Below are 18799 nucleotides of genomic sequence, written 5' to 3' on the forward strand. Positions count from 1 at the left end.
TCAGCCCCCTGTCACCGGCGGCAGCAAACCGACTTCAGCACCATCGGGAATATCCGTTTCCCATGTGCTGATTTTTTTATCGATCACCAAACGGAAAATGCTGCCGACGGCCAAGGCTTCCGCCCAATCGTCGCCACGCGCGTGCAACAAGGCCAGCAAATCACGGCCATTACCGCCCTGCCATTCGATTTGCTCTTGGGCGGTTTGTAGTTTTTGTTTTAAAACACCGAAATATAAAATAGTAATCATGCGAAATTTTAATAGTGGTTCTGCAAAGGTCTCCGGGCCGTCTGAAAAGCCTACGCCATTAAGCCTGCAATGCAAAATGTTCATATAAATTGAATTTTATCGTAACTGGATTTTACACGAATCCGCATGAAATTCTAGCCGATAAATACATTTCTTTGCGTTATTGTGATTTAGACCAAACAATGCTATTTTTAGGGCATCATTTCATTGCCATCATCATGAACAGATTAGCCCAATTTTCAGACGGCCCCAGCCTTTCGGCACGGCTCAAATACCTTACCGTATTATGGGTCAGCTCAGCCTTGTTTTCAGTCGTATTCACCTTGATTTTATCATGGAGGCTGGAAGGCGCCGGCGCTTCCATCAACCATGCCGGCAGTCTGCGTATGCAGACCTACCGCCTGACGCATTTGGTGCACGAAAAAGAACCTGCCGAGCATGTGCGCCAACAAATTCAAGCATTTGAAGATACTTTGCTGAAGGTCAGCGAAAGCGATGTCATCAAACCGCTGCTGCCTTCACGTTCCGGCAATGCCATGAATTCCATCCTGATTAAAACCAGCCTGATGAACGATTGGCAGCACAAAATCCGCCCATCTTTAGAAGCAAATCAATTGCCTGACAATAAAGATTTGTACCGCTTTGCCGGTAATCTTGATTTATTTGTACAGGCTTTGGAAAATGCCAACGAAGAAAACACCCAATGGCTGCGCCGCTTTCAGATGGCATTGATTTTGATGATTTTTGTTGCGGCCGGTTTCATGATTAGTTTGCACTATGCCTGGATTATCCGACCGCTGGAAGCCTTGAGTGCAGGGGTATGCGCCATCGGCCGCGGTGAATTCGGCACGGAAATCAACACCGACTATATCCGCGAGTTTGCCCAAGTGAATAAAGGCTTCAATCAGATGAGCACCAGCCTGAAGACGCTTTATACCGACTTGGAAGGCCAAGTGGCACGCCAAACGGAAGACCTCGAACGGCAAAACCGCGATTTGGCGCTGCTCTACCAAACCACGCGCGATTTGCACCAAATCCACCACCCCAAAACCGCCGCCACCGAATTTTTAGGCTGTACCCTGCCCGCTGTTGCCGCGATTGCCGGCAGCGTGCATTTATTTGATGCCGAACACAAACGCTCTGATTTGGTCGCCAGCTTGGGTTTACCGGAAGATTCGCAAGCCGAGCCTTACGCCGATTTGGATAGCGGGTTTTCCGATTCAATCGAAAACCTGCCGCTGCATTATCTCAACAGCGAACATAAAGGCCGTCCGATTGCCATCGAGCATCCGCGCTTCGAGCAGATGGCCGTGTTCCCGATTACTTATAAAGAAGAAGAGCTGGGCTTGTTTACGCTGTATTTTTCAGACGGCCACACCTTAAGCCAAAGCGACCAAGAATTGCTGCAAACCTTAAGCAGCCAATTGGGCGTGTCGATTGCCAACAGCCGCTTTTCTCAAGAACGCCGTCTGCTGGCCGTTTTGCAGGAACGCAACTTAATCGCCCAAGGCTTGCACGACAGCATTGCGCAAACGCTGACCTTTTTAAATTTACAGGTGCAAATGCTCGAAAGCGCGTACAATGCAGAACAGAAAGAGCAAGTTGATGAAAACATCCGCTTCATCAAAGACGGCGTGCAGGAATGCTACGATGATGTGCGCGAATTGCTGCTGAATTTCCGCACCAAAATCAGCAACAAAGATTTCCCCGAAGCGGTATCGACGCTGTTGGCACGATTCGAGCAGCAAACGCAGATTAAAGTGAACGCCACCTGGATTGAAGAAGGCTGCTGGCTCAATCATGACGAGCAGCTGCAAATTATCTTTATTTTGCAGGAAAGCCTGTCGAATATCCGAAAACACGCGCAAGCCGGTAAAGTGGACGTGAGCCTGGTTAACCGCCAAGATTTCACCTTAAAAATCAGCGACGACGGCATCGGTTTCGATACCGATATCATCGACAGCCTGTCAGGCGAACACGTCGGGCTCGGCATTATGCAGGAACGCGCCCGCCGCATCGATGCCGTGTTGGATGTTGCCTCGCAACCCGACAAAGGAACCACCGTAACCTTAGTGTTACCGCAACATAAGAGAACCGCATCATGAGTATTCAAATTATCTTGATTGACGACCACACCCTGTTTCGCAGCGGCATCAAAGCGCTGCTTTCCCGCCAAAGCGATTTTGAAGTCATCGGCGAAGCTTCAGACGGCCTGTCGGGCGTAAAATTGGTTGAGCAGCAAACGCCTGATATTGTACTGCTCGACTTGGATATGCCGGTCATGAACGGCCGCGAAGCCTTGGCTCAGATTTTGAGCGCGAATCCCAACCAAACCGTGATTATGCTCACCGTTTCCGAAGACAGCGACGATTTGACCGAATGTATGCGCATCGGCGCACGCGGTTTCTTGTTGAAAAACATCAACGCCGATTTCCTGCTCGACAGCATCCGCAAAGCGGTTGATGGCGACAATGTATTTTCACCGGAAATGACCTCGCGCTTGGTGCAATCGTTAATTTCTCCTGCCGCGCCCCGTACCGATGTAGCTTTGTCCGCCCTCACTCCGCGTGAATCGGAAATCTTGGGCTACCTCGCCGCCGGCCACAGCAACAAAGTCATCGCCCGCCATTTGGATTTGGCCGAATCGACGATTAAAGTTCATGTGCAAAATATTTTGCGCAAACTGAATTTAAGCAGCCGCGTACAGGCTGCGGTTTATGCGGTGCAACATAAGGTACCGCAGCCCGAAGGAATTTAAAATCAATGAACAAAGGCCGTCTGAAACGTTTCAGACGGCCTTTGTTATAGCAAATAAACATAATCTTCGATACAATTCCACCATGGCCTATTCAGAAGACTTCAAACAACTCGTACTCAAAAAACTCCGTCAAGGATGGACGATTCGCAGAGCCGCAAAAGAATTCGGCATCGCCATCTCCACCATCACACTTTGGAGACGCCCTCCGGCTCCTCAAGCCCCTCCAAAGCAACGGAAAACCCGCAAAATCAGCGTCCAAGCACTGCTCGAAGATGTTGAGCGTTATCCCGATGCCTATTGCTATGAAAGAGCGCAACGCTTTGGCTGTTCCCATACTGCCATACACAAAGCATTAAAGCGATACAACATCAGCTACAAAAAAAGACCAACCGCCACCCGAAAGCCAACAGAGGGCTCAGAAAAAACTTCCTGAAGTTACTGCACCGCTACATCCGCCGTAACCGTCCGGTTGTTTATTTAGACGAGAGCGGATTCAGAACATCCTGTTACCGGCCTTACGCTTATGCGCCAAAAAGCCGGCGCTGTTATGCGCTCCATGATTGGCAGGGACATCATCAGACCAATGCTATTGGGGCGTTATTTCACGGCAAACTGTTTGCCGTCGGGTTGTTTGATTGCAGTATTGACCGCCGAATATTTGACGCTTGGGTGGAGCGGATTTTGATTCCGGAGCTACCGCAAAACAGTGTGGTGGTGATGGATAATGCGACGTTTCATAAGGGGAATGCTTTAGCACTTCTGAAGGAGAAAGGCCATACTGTGTTATGGCTTCCGCCCTATAGCCCTGATCTGAATCAGATAGAGAAAAAGTGGGCTTGGATTAAAGGTGTTAGGAATCGGCTGCGAATTATGGATGTGGATTGTCTGTTTCAGATGTGTATCGATAAATAAGTTTGTTTGCTATAATAAGAAAACAAACAATCAGTAAATAATATTTTTACCGTAGCCTTCCAATATTTCCTTGATTTTCAATACAGTTTCTTTTAGCGGCGGATGCACGCCGGTCAATTTATATTCATCGCCGCACAACGCCCATTTGTGCGCGCCCAATTCATGATAGGGCAAAAGCTCAACAGTTTCGATATTGTCCATGCCGCCGATGAATTCGCCCAACAGATTGGCCGAGCGTTCATCATCGGTATAGCCCGGCACAATCACATAACGCACGCGCGTCGGCTGCCTGCGTTCGGCCAGATAGCGGGCGAAGTTTAATGTTTTGGTATTGGGAATACCGACCAGCACTTTATGAATATCCGGATCAATCTGTTTCAAATCCAGCATCACCAAATTGGTATGATCCAGCAATGTATCCAGAATCGAATCGTAGTGCAAAGCATAACCGTTGGTATCCAAGCAGGTATGGATTTCGTGTTCGCGGCAGGCGGTAAACCAATCACGCACGAATTCATATTGCAGCAGCGGCTCGCCGCCGGTTGCCGTTACCCCGCCGCCGGTTGCCCGCAGATAATGACGGTAAGACATCACCTGCTTCATCACCTGTCCAACCGTTAATTCTTGGGCTTTGTCGGTGTGCAAATCCCACGTATCGCGGTTGTGGCAATACAGGCAACGCATCAGACAGCCTTGCAGAAACAACACATAACGCAAGCCGGGACCATCGACCGTGCCACACGATTCGATAGAATGCACAATGCCTTTGCCCTGATAATGGCGATGCCCTGCGTCGCTATCGACTTTGGCACGGATACGGGGTTTGATGTCTTTGGCTTGCTGTTCGGGGGTAATGGTGAATGTTTGCATAATCTTGTCCGGATATATGAAGACGGTGCCTGTCTGAAAACATGCGGTTCAACGAATAAACACAATGCCGGACTCATCATCCGGCATTGTGTTCACAACCCATTCTCAGATTACATGGTTTCCGTAAAGGTACGGGTAATCACATCTTGCTGTTGCTCGCGGGTCAATGAGTTGAAACGCACGGCATAGCCGGATACGCGGATGGTCAATTGCGGATATTTATCCGGATTTTCCATCGCATCTTGCAGGGTTTCACGGTTCAGCACGTTAACATTCAAGTGTTGGCCGCCTTCCAATTCACCGGCTTCATGGTGGAAATAACCATCCATCAAACCGGCCAAGTTGCGCTCGCGTGAGCGTTCGTCTTTACCCAGGGCTCCCGGCACAATCGAGAAGGTGTAGGAAATACCGTCTTTGGCGAATTCAAACGGCAACTTCGCTACCGAAGTCAACGAAGCAACCGCACCGTTCACATCGCGGCCGTGCATAGGGTTGGCACCCGGGCCGAAAGGCGCACCGGCGCGCCGGCCGTCCGGGGTGTTACCGGTTTTCTTACCGTAAACCACATTGGAAGTAATGGTCAACACGGACTGAGTCGGAATCGCATCGCGGTATGTCTTGTGGGTGGCGACTTTACGCATGAAACGTTCTACCAAATCACAAGCGATTTCATCGACACGGTCATCATTGTTACCGAATTGCGGATATTCGCCTTCGATTTCAAAATCAACCGCTACACCGTTTTCATCGCGAATCGGTTTCACTTTAGCATATTTAATCGCAGACAGTGAATCGGCTGCCACGGACAAACCGGCAATACCGCAAGCCATGGTACGGATGATGTCACGGTCATGCAAGGCCATCAATGCGGCTTCGTATGAGTATTTGTCGTGCATGTAGTGGATAATGTTCAAAGCGGTCACGTATTGGGTCGCCAACCAATCCATGAATTGATCCATGCGGGCAAATACGGTATCAAAATCCAATACTTCATCCAAAATCGGTTCGGATTTAGGACCAACCTGCTCTTTTGATTTTTCGTCTACGCCGCCATTGATTGCGTACAACAAGGTTTTGGCCAAGTTGGCACGCGCACCGAAGAACTGCATTTGTTTACCGATCACCATCGGACTCACACAGCAGGCAATTGCATAGTCATCGCTGTTGAAGTCGGGGCGCATCAGATCATCGTTTTCATATTGCACCGATGAAGTGTCAATCGAAACTTTGGCACAAAATTCTTTAAAGCCTTGCGGTAACCGCTCAGACCACAAAATGGTGATATTCGGCTCTGGCGAAGGCCCCATGTTGTAAAGGGTATGCAATACGCGGAAGTTGCTGCGGGTCACCAAGGTACGACCGTCCAAGCCCATACCGCCGATGGATTCGGTTGCCCAAATCGGGTCGCCTGAGAACAATTGATCGTATTCAGGGGTACGCAGGAAGCGCACCATACGCAGTTTCATCACCAAATGGTCGATAAATTCTTGCGCTTGGCTTTCGGTAATCAAACCCTTTTGCAAATCGCGCTCGATGTAGATATCCAAGAATGAAGATACGCGGCCAAACGACATGGCGGCGCCGTTTTGTGATTTCACAGCAGCCAAATAAGCGAAATAAGTCCATTGGATTGCTTCTTGTGCATTGGTAGCCGGTTTAGAAATATCGTAGCCATAAGACGCGGCCATTTCTTTCATTTGCGCCAAGGCATTGTATTGGTCATTGATTTCTTCACGGCGGCGGATGACCTCTTCCAAGTTCACGCCGTTTTCCAAATCAGCTTGCAATGAGTTGTATTGATTCAGTTTGTCTTTCATCAAGAAATCAATACCATACAAAGCAACACGGCGGTAGTCGCCGATGATGCGGCCACGGCCATAGGCATCCGGCAAACCGGTAATCACGCCTGATTTGCGACAACGGCGGATATCAGGCGTATACACGTCAAACACGCCTTGGTTGTGTGTTTTGCGGTATTTGGTGAAAATTTCTTCAACTTCAGGGTTCAAATCAACGTTGTAAACCTTACACGCATCTTTCACCATTTTCAGGCCGCCAAACGGCATGATGGCACGTTTCAAAGGCTCATCGGTTTGCAGGCCGACGATGGTTTCTAGGTCTTTGTCGATATAACCCGGCATATGGCTGGTAATACCGGAAACCACTTGCGCATCGATTTTGTAAGGCTCGTGGGTGCGGTTTTCGACTTTAATGCCTTCCATCACTTCCGCCCACAGTTTATTAGTGGCTTCAGTGGCTGGCGCTAAGAAGGAGGCATCGCCTTCGTAAGGTGTGTAGTTTTTCTGAATAAAGTCACGAACATCTACGCCGGTTTCCCAGTCACCGCCTACAAAGCCTTCCCAACCTGACGGGCGTTCTTGTACATCAGCAGACATATCAAACTCCTGTTTTAAATAAAGTAAAAACAAAACAAACTAGATAATCTATATGCTAAGGGTATCACTTTTTGATCCGAATAGATAGAAATAAACATGAAATAAAACTACTTATTTAATCCGGATTGATGTATATCAAACCCCATTACAGCTACTTAAAACTACATTTAGAATACTCTGAAATTTTCTCAAAACCAGCGTAAAATAAAATAATTCAGCCCTTAAAATCTTATTGATTTTAAGGGCTGAATATTCAGACGGCCTGTCAAGCAAACGGATGATGCAAGACAATGGTTTCTTCACGGTCAGGGCCGGTCGAAACAATCGCCACAGGCGCACCGCAGATTTCTTCAATGCGCTGCAAATAGGCTTTGGCATTTTCCGGCAAAGCATCGTATTCTTTCACGCCGAAAGTCGATTCCGTCCAGCCCGGCATGGTCTCAAAAACCGGTTTGCACAATTCCACCGCATCCGATCCGCAAGGCAGAATGTCGGTTTTGCTGCCGTCAGGCAATTCGTAGCCTACGCAAATATTGATTTCTTCGATACCGTCCATCACGTCCAATTTAGTGATACACATGCCCGAAATACCGTTTACCTGAATCGAACGTTTCAAAGCCGCCGCATCAAACCAACCGCAACGACGTGCACGACCGGTTACCGAGCCAAATTCATGACCGCGCTCGGCCAAACCCGCACCCACTTCGCAGAACAATTCTGTCGGGAACGGACCAGAGCCCACGCGTGTGGTATACGCTTTCACGATGCCCAACACATAATCCAACATTTGCGGGCCTACACCAGCACCGGCAGAAGCAGCACCGGCCAAACAGTTAGATGACGTGACAAACGGGTAAGTACCATAATCGATGTCGAGCAAAGTACCTTGCGCACCTTCAAACAGCAATTTCTCACCGGCTTGTGATTTATCGTTCAACACGCGCGATACATCGGTAATCATCGGCACAATGCGTGGCGCTACTTTTTCAATCACCGCCATCACATCTTCCGCTTTCACCGAATCGGCACCATGCAAATGTTGCAACTGAACATTGTAGTAAGCCAAAACCGCCTCTAATTTTTCAGGGATTTTGTCCAGATTCAACAAGTCACCTACACGAATCGCGCGGCGGGCCACTTTATCTTCATAAGCAGGCCCGATACCGCGACCGGTGGTGCCGATTTTATCTTTGCCACGAGACGCTTCGCGTGCTTTATCCAAGGCAATGTGGTAAGGCAAAATCAAAGGTGCAGTCGGCGCGATTTTCAGACGGCCTTCTACGTTTTTCACACCGGCGGCGTTCAATTCGTCGATTTCGCCCAGCAATGCTTCCGGTGAAACCACTACACCCGAGCCGATGAAGCAATCCAGTTGCTCATGCAAAATACCGCTTGGAATCAGGCGCAAAATGGTTTTTTTACCGCCCACTACCAAAGTGTGGCCTGCATTGTGACCGCCCTGGAAACGTACCACACCGGTAGTTTCTTCTGCCAACCAGTCAACAATCTTACCTTTACCTTCGTCGCCCCATTGCGCGCCGATTACGACAACATTCTTAGCCATAAATCAAAATCCTGATCTAAAAATTAATTATTTTCCACTCACCGTCGATTTCTTTCAGACGGCCTGCAATATCTTTTGAGCCATTGTGCTCCATGCCGTAATCGACAATCACACACTGCCCTTGTTCACGCAAATCTTCAATCGCCTGCCCGGCCTTTTGCGCATCTTCCTGCGCCACCATCACTACTGATTGGCGGTCGATTTTCGGCAGGCGGCCGATAAAGCTGCGTAAGTCAAAACTAAATCCGGTTGCCGGACGCGAACGCCCGAAATATTCGCCCAATCCGTCATAGCGGCCGCCACGCGCTACGGCATCATGGCTTTCTGAACCATAAGCGGCATACAGGAGACCGGTATGGTAATTATCAACACGCAATTCTGATAAATCGATGTGTACGTTTTGTTCCGGGAAGGCATCGCAAATCGCTTGCAATTCATCCAATGCCTGACCGACAGCAAACAAATCCGGTAATTTTGCTCGCGCCTCAGCCAAAACTTCACGGCCACCATATAAGGCCGGCAGCAAGGTAAAGGCTTTAGCCCACATACCGTCCAGTTTCCATGCCTTCACTTCGTTGGCAACCGCTTGGGCATCTTTATCCTGCATCAGAGCCAACAATCGTGCCGCCTGCTCTTCATTCAATTGCGCCGCCTGCGCCAAAGCACGGAATACGCCGACATGTCCCAAAGACAGCAACAATTCACCCAAATCGGCAATTTTCATGCTCTTGAGCATCAAATCAACGACTTCAATATCGGCTGCAATATCGGTAAAGCCGTAAAGCTCTGCGCCCACTTGCAAAGGCTCGCGCGTTTTCAAAAAACCGTCAGGGCGCGCATGCAACACCGAACCGGCATAACACAAACGATTAATGCCGTTATTAGCAGAAAGCAGGTGCGCATCGATACGCGCCACTTGCGGGGTAATGTCTGCACGGATACCCAATTGGCGACCGCTGATTTGGTCGGCTACGCGAATGGTTTTCAACGATAAGCCCGCATCAATGTGGGTGAGCAGCGAATTGCTGTATTCCATCAGCGGCGGCTGCACTAATTCATAACCGTGCACGCGGAATAAAGCCAACAACTGCTCGCGTGCGCTTTCCAATTGGCGGGCATTTGTCGGCAAAACATCGGCAACATGCTCGGGTAATTGCCAAGATTGCATGATTGTGTACCTTTTGTAAACATAAATAAGGCTGCTTAAGCTTAAAATCAGACAGCCTATTGCGGCCTTCCCGTGTATCCTGATTTTAAATTTAAACAGCCCCTGATGATGGCGCAAACCATCAAGTTATTAAAATCAGACTTTAACACAAAAATTACATTTGTGCAGTTGCTTTTCAATCTTCTAAGGCCGTCTGAAATGTTCAGACGGCCTATTCATATCCGTTGCTTAATTCTAATATCCATTGCTATTTGAAAGAAATCAATGCTGCGATTAAAACAAACAATCACCATGCCGCACCACATACTTGACTAAACTACTCAGATATTAGAAAATTAACCCATGATAAAAAAGCCACACACAGGCACATACCATGAGACTAACCACCAAAGGCCGCTTTGCCGTGACCGCTATGATCGACTTGGCCATGAACGCACAAAGCGGTGCCGTTAAGCTAAGCGCCATCAGCGAACGGCAAAGTATTTCGCTCTCTTATCTCGAACAACTTTTCAGCAAGTTGCGTCGTGCACAATTGGTGGAAAGCTTGCGCGGCCCGGGCGGCGGTTATATTCTGGCCGCCCCTGCCTCTGAAATCAATATCGCCCAAATTATCGAAGCAGCCGAAGATAAGCTTGACGCCACCCAGTGCAGCAGCAAAGCCAACTGCCATCACGGTGCTCCTTGCCTGACGCATGATTTATGGGAAAATCTCAATACAACCATCAACAATTACTTGAGCAGCGTCACCCTGCAAAGCATTATTGAGAAAAAGCATACTGAAAATGACGGCAAAGTCGTTACCTTTACGCACATCCATTAAACAAATTACCCGATATATAAATATATAATAAAGAAAGAGCAAACCATGTCCGTTAAAACCCCCGTATATTTAGACTATGCTGCTACCACACCGGTTGACAAACGCGTTGCCGACAAAATGATTCCTTATTTGACCGAATTATTCGGCAATCCTGCTTCCAACAGCCACAGCTTCGGCTGGACAGCCGAAGAAGCCGTTGAAGAAGCGCGCGCCAACATCGCTGCTTTGATTCACGCCGACCCGAAAGAAGTCGTGTTTACCAGCGGTGCCACCGAATCCAACAACTTGGCCATCAAAGGCGCAGCTCACTTCTACAAAAGCAGAGGCAAACACTTAATCACGGTTAAAACCGAACACAAAGCCGTGCTTGATACCATGCGCGAATTGGAACGCCAAGGCTTTGAAGTGACTTATTTGGATGTACAGGAAAACGGCTTAGTTGATTTGGACGTTTTGAAAGCCGCTATCCGTGAAGACACCATTTTGGTTTCAGTGATGTGGGTCAACAACGAAATCGGCGTGGTACAAGATATTCCGGCCATCGGCGAAATCTGCCGCGAACGCAAAATCATTTTTCACGTCGATGCTGCTCAAGCCTGCGGTAAAATTCCGGTTGACGTTGAAGCGGCTAAAGTGGATTTGCTGTCTATGTCCGGCCACAAAGTTTATGGTCCTAAAGGTATCGGCGCCCTGTATATTCGCCGCAAACCGCGGGTGCGCTTGGAAGCACAAATGCACGGAGGCGGTCACGAACGCGGTTTCCGCAGCGGCACTTTGGCGACCCACCAAATCGTCGGCATGGGCGAGGCCTTCCGCTTGGCCAAAGAAGAATTGGAACAGGACACTGCCCATTATCTGAAATTGCGCGATGTGTTTTTAAAAGGCATTGAAGGCATTGAAGAAGTGTATATCAACGGCGATTTGGAACACCGTGTGCCAAACAATCTGAATGTCAGCTTCAACTTCGTCGAAGGCGAAAGCCTGATTATGGCAGTGAAAGAATTGGCCGTATCCAGCGGTTCGGCGTGTACTTCAGCTTCATTGGAGCCTTCTTACGTATTGCGTGCACTTGGCCGCAACGATGAATTGGCGCACTCTTCCCTGCGCATTACCTTTGGCCGCATGACAACCGAAGAAGAAGTAGCCTATGCCGCCGAATTGATCAAATCGAAAATCGACAAATTGCGCGAACTCTCACCTTTGTGGGAAATGCATTTGGACGGTATCGACTTGAATACCATCGAATGGGCCGCACATTAGTCGTATTATCTCAACATGCCGTCTGAAACGCGTTACCCATCAGGCGATGAAACAAAATTTACTCATCCCGTTCAGACGGCCTCAAGAACAATCACAGCAAAAGATAAGGAACCCACATCATGGCATACAGCGATAAAGTAATCGATCACTACGAGAACCCACGCAACGTCGGCACCTTCGATAAAGGTGATGACACCGTCGGCACCGGCATGGTCGGCGCACCGGCTTGCGGCGACGTAATGCGCCTGCAAATCAAGGTGAACGACGAGGGCATCATTGAAGACGCAAAATTCAAAACCTACGGCTGCGGTTCGGCAATTGCATCCTCCAGCCTGATTACCGAGTGGGTAAAAGGCAAAAGCCTCGATGACGCGTTGGCAATCAAAAACAGCCAGATTGCCGAAGAATTGGAACTGCCGCCCGTGAAAATCCACTGCTCCATTTTGGCGGAAGATGCAGTCAAAGCGGCGGTTTCGGACTACAAAAAGAAAAAAGGCGCAGAATAAGGCAGCAATATGGCAGGCGGTTGGGCACCCGACGGTGCGGAGCAAGAACAAATCGAAGCATCGCTGGAAGATGCACTGGCTTTGGTCCGGCAACATCTTCCCGCAGGCGAAAGCGCGCACGAATGCGCCGAGTGCGGCGAAGCGATTCCCGAAGCCCGCCGCCAAGCCTTGCCGGGCGTACAATTATGTATTGCCTGCCAAGAAGAAGCCGACAAACAGCAGTCTTTTCAGGCAGCCTATAACCGGCGCGGCAGCAAAGACAGCCAATTGAAATAGGCCGTCTGAAAGCACCGGCACATTTGGAAAAAGGCAACTGCCATGCCCTTTACTCCCGAACAACGGCAATCCCTGCCGGCACAAAAAGGCGTGGGCAAAACCATTGTGCAACACTTGCAGCAAATGGGCTTGGGACGGCACCGCCAAACCCACCGACGCAGATGCGGTCGATATTTTGCAGTAAGGTGCGGCGTTAACCGGTTGAACCTGCCGGAAAACCAGCCCGCAAGCCAAAGCGGCGATTACCGCAGCGGTAGAATGGGTCAAGGTACAAAATTAATTTTCAGACGGTCTAGAAACCCATATCATAAAGGCTGTCTGCAAAAAAATCGTAGGGCAGGCATCTCTGCCCGCAGACGTTTCCCGCTCTGGATCAAACCGGTAACTTCAGCGGGTGGCGCATACAAAATACCTCTGCCACAAAACCGAAGAAGGCGGAATGCCCTTGCCGGCAAGGAAGTGCATTTCCCCTGTAAAGGCACAGGCAAAACCGTCTTGCAGCATTTAGCCCAGATAGGCTTGGACGATGTTACCGGACGGGTATCGGCGGATTCGGATAATGTTTTGAAACAGGGTGCAAAACGAACCTGTTTGACCTGTGGGGAAAAACCTTCAGGCACGGGCTACCGTTTCCGCCCGCAAGGGGCGGACGAAACAATGTTTTCAAACACCCCGGAAGAAAAAAGGCAAAGGTCGTCCGGACACAAATACAGGCAAACAGACAACGATTGCGAAATAAGGAAAAAGCATATGATTACCATCACAGAAAACGCAGCCAAATATATCAACAACTACCTGACCAAACGCGGCAAAGGCTTGGGCGTACGGCTGGGTGTAAAAACCAGCGGCTGCTCGGGCATGGCTTATAATCTTGAATTTGTCGATGAAGCCGATGCCATGGATACCGTTTATGAAGCCTTTGGTGCAAAAGTATTCGTCGATCCGAAAAGTTTGGTTTATTTGGACGGCACTCAAGTCGATTACACCAAAGAAGGCTTGCAGGAAGGTTTCAAATTTGAAAACCCGAATGTGAAAGATTCTTGCGGCTGCGGTGAAAGCTTTCACGTTTGAACCAACGCCCACTATCGAAATAATTATAATTGGTTAAATTAAAGTATTTATTCGGCATTACTCGCGCTACGCTCTTTAAATATTAAAAACCATTTATATTACGGGTATAGCGTTATATTTATCAAATTAAATACTTTTACAAAGCCAACATTATTCGCGCGACCATTGGGAAGATTGCGGCTTATTGGAAGCCGAAGATTGCCTGCTTAGCTTCCAAAGCCGGGACTAGCAAGCATTGGAGCAAAATCTGGCGAATCAGCCTGTGTTTTGGTGTATAAATCTGATTGGTTTTACAATAAATTCCGCCACCAGAAAGCGTTTATATGTTGGCTTAATTGCGTCAAGCGCCCAATTATCAATCGCACGTGAAGCCAAGAGCAGCATCGTGAAAATGGCACGAGATACCCGGCAAGAAAGTGCCTATGCTGCCGAATTGCAGCAATTAGCAGCCGACATTGCCGCCGGAAAAAAACCTTTCCGCCTGTTCCACTTTTTAAACAGAAAGCAGCCGCACCGCCCCGGCTGTATGATTTTTCATCATGAACCAATATTTCGACCTATTCCAACTGCCTGTCCGATTCGATCTTGATGAACAAAAGCTCGAACAAACCTATCGCGATTTAGCGGCGCGTTTTCACCCCGACAAATTTGCCGCGGCATCCGCTTTCGAGCAAAAACAGGCCGTGATGATGTCTGCCACCATCAACGAAGCTTACCAAACCTTAAAAAATCCGATTGACCGCGCTTCCTGCCTATTGAAAGCGCAAAATATCGAAGCCGATGCACCGGAACACACGGCTTTCGCACCGGAATTTTTGATGCAGCAAATGGAATGGCGCGAAACTTTAATGGACGCGCAAATGGAACAAAACCAAGCAGCAATTGCTGTTTTAGATGAAGAAGTTCGAAACGAGCAACAATCACTATTCGCCGCACTCAACAGCGCATTTGCCAAAGAAGATTACGACAACGCCGCTCAATTGGTGCGCCACGGTCGTTTTCTGAATAAACTGCGTAGCGAAATCGCTGCTGCTTTATAATCCGTTGATAGGCAAAATGAGGCCGTCTGAAATTTTTTTTGCGATTTGATATATTTTTATGTTAAACACTGAAAACAATATCAAAACAACATCATTTTTATCATGACACATACTAAATTACTCATTCTGACCTTAAACGGTTTATTGCTGGCCGGTTGTCAAAGTTATCAAGATGACCAAAGCCGCCGCAGCAAAATCGCCCAATTTTTTATCAACCACCCCGTTGCCGCACAGGCCATCGGCGTTCAAGATAAAAAATCCACCAACATCACCAGCAATGCCGTGCGCCTGTCACAACGCACCGGCTTAGACAATCAAGCCAATGGCGATGGGCGCGGTACACAAGTGAATGCGGTACGCCACACGCTTTGGCAAGCAGCGATTGCCTCAAAATTTGACAGCAATATCGCCGAACGCGCGGGCAACGCCTACCTGAATGACACCGATGTGCGCGAAGGTAAAACAGATTATTACAGCCGCCTCGCCGCCGACCAAGCCGTTGATTTACGCAATAACCGCATCGGCCGCAGTATCGGCAGCGGCAAACCGAATGCCGACATGAAAACCCTAGCCCACGGCGTTTTGTTCTACTATCATAAAGTCGGATTGTGGACGGCTAATCCGGCAAAAGACCAGGGGCGTAAGGTTTGGCGCATCAGCCAAAATAAATTGAGTCAAGCCGAATACAAAACAGCCCTCGCCAATTTGGCGCCTTTAAATTCAGACGGCATGACCGCGGAAGAACAACGCAAATATTCTTCCGGCGCATTGCGCGACATCACCAAATCGGTGCAAGCGATTAGCAAGGTTCAAGATTAATCAAGCCTTCACATTTCAGCGGGAGCCTTTAAAGAGGCTCCCGTGATTTTTTCAGTAGCTGCACTTCTGCCGACCGACAAATCGGCGTACACTAATGCCGTATCCGAAATTGAGCTTTTAAACATCACACGAAGCTCAGGCTGTTGCACCACTCAAGGCCGTCTGAAACGTTATCGGTTTCGGCAACAGCGTTTTCACAGAAAGGTTAAAACATGAATTTCCCATCCCGCTTTATTTCTGCGACCCGCATGCGCCGTATGCGTAAAGATGATTTTTCCCGCCGTCTGATGCGTGAGCATACTTTGACGGCCGATGATTTGATTTATCCGGTTTTCGTGCTGGAAGGCGAAGGCGCGGAAGAAAGTGTACCCTCTATGCCGGGCGTAAAGCGCCAAAGCTTGGATAAATTATTGTTCACCGCTGAAGAAGCTTTGAATTTGGGCATTCCGATGTTGGCTTTGTTTCCGGTGGTGACGCAAAACAAAACCGAATTGGCTGAAGAAGCCTACAATCCTGAAGGTTTAGTACCGACCGTGGTGCGCACGCTGCGTGAAAAATTTCCTGAATTGGGCCTCATGACCGATGTCGCGCTTGACCCGTACACCATCCACGGTCAAGACGGCTTAACCGATGCCGATGGTTATGTGATGAACGATGAAACCATCGAAGTATTGGTCAAACAAGCTTTATGCCATGCAGATGCAGGGGCGCAAGTGGTGGCACCTTCAGACATGATGGACGGCCGCATTATGGCGATTCGCGAAGCCTTAGAAGATGCCGGCCACATCCACACCCGCATAATGGCCTACTCTGCCAAATATGCTTCTGCATTTTACGGCCCATTCCGCGATGCAGTCGGCAGCTCGGGTAATTTGGGCAATGCCGATAAAAAAACCTACCAAATGGATCCGGCCAACACCAACGAAGCCTTGCAAGAAGTTGCCTTGGATTTGCAGGAAGGTGCGGATATGGTGATGGTAAAACCGGGCATGCCTTATCTGGATGTGGTTCGTCGCGTGAAAGATGAATTCGGCGTACCAACCTATGCTTACCAAGTATCCGGCGAATATGCGATGTTGCAAGCCGCGATTCAAAATGGTTGGCTGGATGGTGAAAAAGTTATCTTGGAAAGTTTGCTCGCCTTCAAGCGCGCCGGTGCCGATGGCATTTTGACTTACTACGCCATTGAAGCCGCTAAAATGCTGCGTGCAAAATAAGGCAAATATTTCATTTGATAATTTAGGCCGTCTGAAACATCAAGCAGGGTTCTGCTTGATGTTTCAGACGGCCTTTTTCACATCATTAGCATTGCTAACGATTGAATTACCCAACGCAGCTTAACTGATTCAATCTTGTTTTTTAACATTTAAATCTTATTGGAGACTGTTTTATTTCAAAAATACTTCTCCAAAATAAATCCTTTGTTTATCCTGAATAAAAAATTAATCTACTCAAATTATCGCTAAAAATGCTTTACATTATATTTACACTATCTTCAATTACAAATATACTTCTATTCAATTATTACTATTATTTCGAACCTAAGTAATAAAATTAAGTTCTTGATAATAAAATAATCTTTCCGAATCTCCGTCTTTTTCAATTCAATTTTACAAAGGAACGCAGTATGGATTTACATGCAAAAGACAAATCCGAACACGCGGAAAACGTCGAGCTGCTCAGCGCACAAAAGCCGATTACCGACTTTAAAGGCCTGATTATCACGCTGGTGGCTGCATTACTCTGCTACGGCATTTACCACATTCTGCCTTACGAAACCAATGCCAACAAAGGCTTGGCTTTGCTGCTTTTCGTGGCGATTTTGTGGTTTACCGAAGCGGTGCACATTACCATTACCGCGCTGATGGTACCGGTGGCCGGTGCAATTTTGGCGTTTCCGGAAATGGACATCAAAAAAGCCATGGCCGGTTTTGCCGACCCAACCATCTATATTTTCTTCGGTGGTTTTGCTTTGGCAACTGCCATGCATATGCAGCGCCTTGATCGTAAAATTGCCGTCAGCCTGCTGATGCTCTCTCGCGGCAACATGAAAGCCGCAGTGTTGATGCTGTTCGGCGTGACCGCATTTTTATCGATGTGGATCAGCAACACCGCCACCGCCGCAATGATGCTGCCGTTGGCCATGGGCATGATGGATCACTTGGATAAAGAAAAAGACCGCAAAACCTTCGTTTTCGTGTTACTGGGTATCGCCTATTGCGCCAGCATCGGCGGTTTGGGTACGGTAGTCGGTTCGCCGCCGAACATGATTGCCGCCAAAGCATTGGATTTAGACTTTGTCGAGTGGATGAAACTTGGTCTGCCAATGATGCTGTTGATTCTGCCTCTGATGCTGCTGTCTTTGTTTATCATTCTCAAACCGAATTTACATGATCGCGTTGAAGTTAAAGCCGAAGTCATTCCATGGACCTTACACCGCGTTATCGCTCTGCTGATTTTCTTGGCAACCGCTTGCGCGTGGATTTTTAGCTCGAAAATTAAGGCTGCATTCGGTATCGCCAACCCGGATACCGTGATTGCCTTGATGGCCGCGATTGCGGTAGTGGTATTCGGTGTGGCGCAATGGAAAGAAGTTGCCCGCAATACCGACTGGGGCGTGTTAATGCTCTTCGGTGGCGGTATCAGCTTGAGCGCATTACTGCAACAATCCGGCGCCTCATTGGCTTTGGGCCAGCAAGTGGCGGCCACTTTCTCAAGCTCTCATCCGCTGGTGGTAATTCTGGTGGTGGCTACGTTCATCATCTTTCTGACTGAATTTACTAGCAACACTGCCTCTGCCGCACTGTTGGTGCCGATTTTTGCCACCATCGCGGCGCAAATGGGCTTACCCGAGCAGGTATTGGTGTTCGTCATCGGTATCGGTGCGTCGTGTGCATTTATGCTGCCGGTGGCCACTCCGCCAAATGCGATTGTGTTCGGCACAGGCCTGATTCGCCAGAAAGAAATGATGAATGTCGGTCTCTTACTCAACATCTTGTGTATATTCTTAGTGACTTTCTGGGCATACTTCATATTGATGTAGGCAATTGCTTAACCTCTTGATTCAAGGCCGTCTGAAAATAATTCTTT

At 48.4% G+C, this 18799-nt stretch carries 19 protein-coding genes and 1 pseudogene; 15 read left to right on the forward strand and 5 right to left on the reverse strand.

Annotated features, from left to right (window positions below):
- Complete coding sequence (locus H4O27_RS07700; RefSeq protein ID WP_165008937.1) at positions 1 to 249, reverse strand: MoaD/ThiS family protein; 249 nt, start codon at positions 247 to 249, stop codon at positions 1 to 3.
- Between the two features lie 218 nt (positions 250 to 467).
- Between H4O27_RS07700 and H4O27_RS07705 the strand changes: the two genes are divergently transcribed.
- The 4 genes from H4O27_RS07705 to H4O27_RS13620 all read left to right on the forward strand — a co-directional run bounded on the left by H4O27_RS07705 (position 468) and on the right by H4O27_RS13620 (position 3919).
- Positions 468 to 2354 (forward strand): histidine kinase, encoded by a 1887-nt coding sequence (locus tag H4O27_RS07705; RefSeq protein WP_165008939.1) that lies wholly within the window; start codon positions 468 to 470, stop codon positions 2352 to 2354.
- The gene (locus H4O27_RS07710; protein ID WP_165008942.1) at positions 2351 to 3007 is read left to right on the forward strand and encodes a response regulator; all 657 of its coding nucleotides are present in this window, start codon (positions 2351 to 2353) and stop codon (positions 3005 to 3007) included. The genes H4O27_RS07705 and H4O27_RS07710 overlap by 4 nt, the downstream gene beginning before the upstream one ends.
- A gap of 82 nt (positions 3008 to 3089) precedes the next feature.
- Entirely contained in the window at positions 3090 to 3440 is a 351-nt protein-coding gene (locus H4O27_RS07715) for an IS630 transposase-related protein (protein ID WP_193004237.1), read from the forward strand.
- Complete coding sequence (locus H4O27_RS13620) at positions 3368 to 3919, forward strand: IS630 family transposase (protein ID WP_226883537.1); 552 nt, start codon at positions 3368 to 3370, stop codon at positions 3917 to 3919. The genes H4O27_RS07715 and H4O27_RS13620 overlap by 73 nt, the downstream gene beginning before the upstream one ends.
- Before the next feature lie 30 nt (positions 3920 to 3949).
- Here the strand turns inward: H4O27_RS13620 and pflA are convergent, their stop codons facing one another.
- From pflA to H4O27_RS07740, 4 genes are all read right to left on the reverse strand, one after another.
- Positions 3950 to 4792 carry a pyruvate formate lyase 1-activating protein gene (gene pflA / locus H4O27_RS07725; protein WP_371864804.1) on the reverse strand — a complete coding sequence of 281 codons (843 nt, stop codon included), beginning with the start codon at positions 4790 to 4792 and terminating at the stop codon, positions 3950 to 3952.
- A 107-nt stretch (positions 4793 to 4899) separates the two neighbouring features.
- On the reverse strand, positions 4900 to 7185 hold the full coding sequence (gene pflB, locus H4O27_RS07730) for a formate C-acetyltransferase (RefSeq protein ID WP_165010308.1): 2286 nt from the start codon (positions 7183 to 7185) through the stop codon (positions 4900 to 4902).
- 265 nt (positions 7186 to 7450) lie between these two features.
- On the reverse strand, positions 7451 to 8749 hold the full coding sequence (locus tag H4O27_RS07735) for an adenylosuccinate synthase (protein ID WP_165010306.1): 1299 nt from the start codon (positions 8747 to 8749) through the stop codon (positions 7451 to 7453).
- Positions 8750 to 8765: 16 nt separating this feature from the next.
- Positions 8766 to 9917: an ATP phosphoribosyltransferase regulatory subunit gene (locus tag H4O27_RS07740; RefSeq protein WP_165010304.1), complete on the reverse strand. Its 1152-nt coding sequence runs from the start codon at positions 9915 to 9917 to the stop codon at positions 8766 to 8768.
- Between the two features lie 373 nt (positions 9918 to 10290).
- On the opposite strand from H4O27_RS07740, the gene iscR reads away from it, so the two are divergent.
- The 11 genes and pseudogenes from iscR to H4O27_RS07790 all read left to right on the forward strand — a co-directional run bounded on the left by iscR (position 10291) and on the right by H4O27_RS07790 (position 18752).
- Entirely contained in the window at positions 10291 to 10737 is a 447-nt protein-coding gene (gene iscR / locus H4O27_RS07745; RefSeq protein WP_165010302.1) for a Fe-S cluster assembly transcriptional regulator IscR, read from the forward strand.
- Between the two features lie 45 nt (positions 10738 to 10782).
- Positions 10783 to 11997 (forward strand): IscS subfamily cysteine desulfurase, encoded by a 1215-nt coding sequence (locus tag H4O27_RS07750; protein ID WP_165010300.1) that lies wholly within the window; start codon positions 10783 to 10785, stop codon positions 11995 to 11997.
- A 119-nt stretch (positions 11998 to 12116) separates the two neighbouring features.
- On the forward strand, positions 12117 to 12503 hold the full coding sequence (gene iscU, locus H4O27_RS07755; protein ID WP_165010298.1) for a Fe-S cluster assembly scaffold IscU: 387 nt from the start codon (positions 12117 to 12119) through the stop codon (positions 12501 to 12503).
- 9 nt (positions 12504 to 12512) lie between these two features.
- On the forward strand, positions 12513 to 12779 hold the full coding sequence (locus tag H4O27_RS07760) for a DksA/TraR family C4-type zinc finger protein (protein WP_165010296.1): 267 nt from the start codon (positions 12513 to 12515) through the stop codon (positions 12777 to 12779).
- Positions 12780 to 12821: 42 nt separating this feature from the next.
- Positions 12822 to 13059, forward strand: a pseudogene (locus tag H4O27_RS13130) (recombinase RecA).
- Between the two features lie 470 nt (positions 13060 to 13529).
- Positions 13530 to 13850, forward strand: a complete 321-nt coding sequence (gene iscA / locus H4O27_RS07765; protein WP_165010294.1) for an iron-sulfur cluster assembly protein IscA — start codon at positions 13530 to 13532, stop codon at positions 13848 to 13850.
- Between the two features lie 235 nt (positions 13851 to 14085).
- Positions 14086 to 14439: a hypothetical protein gene (locus tag H4O27_RS07770; RefSeq protein ID WP_165010292.1), complete on the forward strand. Its 354-nt coding sequence runs from the start codon at positions 14086 to 14088 to the stop codon at positions 14437 to 14439.
- Positions 14390 to 14890: a Fe-S protein assembly co-chaperone HscB gene (gene hscB / locus H4O27_RS07775; protein WP_165010290.1), complete on the forward strand. Its 501-nt coding sequence runs from the start codon at positions 14390 to 14392 to the stop codon at positions 14888 to 14890. Before H4O27_RS07770 ends, hscB begins: the two co-directional genes overlap by 50 nt.
- A gap of 102 nt (positions 14891 to 14992) precedes the next feature.
- Entirely contained in the window at positions 14993 to 15709 is a 717-nt protein-coding gene (locus H4O27_RS07780; RefSeq protein ID WP_165010288.1) for a DUF6973 domain-containing protein, read from the forward strand.
- Between the two features lie 212 nt (positions 15710 to 15921).
- Positions 15922 to 16926: a porphobilinogen synthase gene (hemB, locus tag H4O27_RS07785; RefSeq protein ID WP_165010285.1), complete on the forward strand. Its 1005-nt coding sequence runs from the start codon at positions 15922 to 15924 to the stop codon at positions 16924 to 16926.
- Between the two features lie 410 nt (positions 16927 to 17336).
- Positions 17337 to 18752, forward strand: a complete 1416-nt coding sequence (locus H4O27_RS07790) for an SLC13 family permease (RefSeq protein WP_165010283.1) — start codon at positions 17337 to 17339, stop codon at positions 18750 to 18752.
- Positions 18753 to 18799 lie beyond the last annotated feature (47 nt).

Source organism: Neisseria yangbaofengii, assembly GCF_014898075.1.
GTDB lineage: Bacteria > Pseudomonadota > Gammaproteobacteria > Burkholderiales > Neisseriaceae > Neisseria > Neisseria yangbaofengii.

Excerpts from the sequence above, each read along its gene's own strand:
- H4O27_RS07700 (WP_165008937.1), bottom strand. The coding sequence starts at position 249 with ATGATTACTATTTTATATTTCGGTGTTTTAAAACAAAAACTACAAACC.
- H4O27_RS07705 (WP_165008939.1), top strand. The coding sequence starts at position 468 with ATGAACAGATTAGCCCAATTTTCAGACGGCCCCAGCCTTTCGGCACGG.
- H4O27_RS07710 (WP_165008942.1), top strand. The coding sequence starts at position 2,351 with ATGAGTATTCAAATTATCTTGATTGACGACCACACCCTGTTTCGCAGC.
- H4O27_RS07715 (WP_193004237.1), top strand. The coding sequence starts at position 3,090 with ATGGCCTATTCAGAAGACTTCAAACAACTCGTACTCAAAAAACTCCGT.
- pflB (WP_165010308.1), bottom strand. The coding sequence starts at position 7,185 with ATGTCTGCTGATGTACAAGAACGCCCGTCAGGTTGGGAAGGCTTTGTA.
- H4O27_RS07735 (WP_165010306.1), bottom strand. The coding sequence starts at position 8,749 with ATGGCTAAGAATGTTGTCGTAATCGGCGCGCAATGGGGCGACGAAGGT.
- H4O27_RS07740 (WP_165010304.1), bottom strand. The coding sequence starts at position 9,917 with ATGCAATCTTGGCAATTACCCGAGCATGTTGCCGATGTTTTGCCGACA.
- iscR (WP_165010302.1), top strand. The coding sequence starts at position 10,291 with ATGAGACTAACCACCAAAGGCCGCTTTGCCGTGACCGCTATGATCGAC.
- H4O27_RS07750 (WP_165010300.1), top strand. The coding sequence starts at position 10,783 with ATGTCCGTTAAAACCCCCGTATATTTAGACTATGCTGCTACCACACCG.
- iscU (WP_165010298.1), top strand. The coding sequence starts at position 12,117 with ATGGCATACAGCGATAAAGTAATCGATCACTACGAGAACCCACGCAAC.
- H4O27_RS07760 (WP_165010296.1), top strand. The coding sequence starts at position 12,513 with ATGGCAGGCGGTTGGGCACCCGACGGTGCGGAGCAAGAACAAATCGAA.
- iscA (WP_165010294.1), top strand. The coding sequence starts at position 13,530 with ATGATTACCATCACAGAAAACGCAGCCAAATATATCAACAACTACCTG.
- hscB (WP_165010290.1), top strand. The coding sequence starts at position 14,390 with ATGAACCAATATTTCGACCTATTCCAACTGCCTGTCCGATTCGATCTT.
- H4O27_RS07780 (WP_165010288.1), top strand. The coding sequence starts at position 14,993 with ATGACACATACTAAATTACTCATTCTGACCTTAAACGGTTTATTGCTG.
- hemB (WP_165010285.1), top strand. The coding sequence starts at position 15,922 with ATGAATTTCCCATCCCGCTTTATTTCTGCGACCCGCATGCGCCGTATG.
- H4O27_RS07790 (WP_165010283.1), top strand. The coding sequence starts at position 17,337 with ATGGATTTACATGCAAAAGACAAATCCGAACACGCGGAAAACGTCGAG.